The organism is Lacisediminihabitans profunda, assembly GCF_008040105.1.
Taxonomy (GTDB): Bacteria; Actinomycetota; Actinomycetes; order Actinomycetales; family Microbacteriaceae; genus Lacisediminihabitans; species Lacisediminihabitans profunda.
This window is the reverse complement of record NZ_VRMG01000040.1, coordinates 1-415: the sequence shown is the minus strand read 5'-3', so window position 1 is coordinate 415 and position 415 is coordinate 1. Positions and strand designations below refer to the sequence as shown.

The following is a 415-nucleotide window of genomic DNA, read 5'->3' as shown; positions in this document are numbered from 1 at the left end:
CGTTGAGGCGCGCCCAGAACCCACCACCGGCTAGACCGGTTCCGGAAGTGACTCCCGGCATCTGGCAGGGACTTGGCCTTCGCGATGTGGTCCGCCGGGCCCTGGCCGGCCACGACCCTGATGTACGACTCCGTGGCGTCCCGGGGACGCCCACGCGTGGCGCTTGGGCCGGCTGGACGCTCACCGGTCCGGGCACGTCACCCGCGCGGTTCCTGGCCTACCCGGCCTCTCTCGTGCTTCGCAACTGGGGCACGCTCGTCGGAGCCTGACCACTGGGCGGACGACAAAGGGCCGCACCCCCGAGGGGATGCGGCCCGTGTCTACGCCGAACGACTACACGCTGTAGTACAGCTCGTACTCGAACGGGGTGGGGCGCGGGGCGGCCGGGATGATTGCCTTGTCGCGCTTGTACGAG

Annotated in this window: 1 protein-coding gene; it reads left to right on the top strand. The window is 70.4% G+C overall.

From position 1 onward, the window contains the following. On the top strand, window positions 1–269 hold a 269-nt coding region (locus FVP33_RS18975; RefSeq protein ID WP_222706796.1), incomplete at its 5' end, for a hypothetical protein. Between the last annotated feature and the right edge of the window lie 146 nt (window positions 270–415).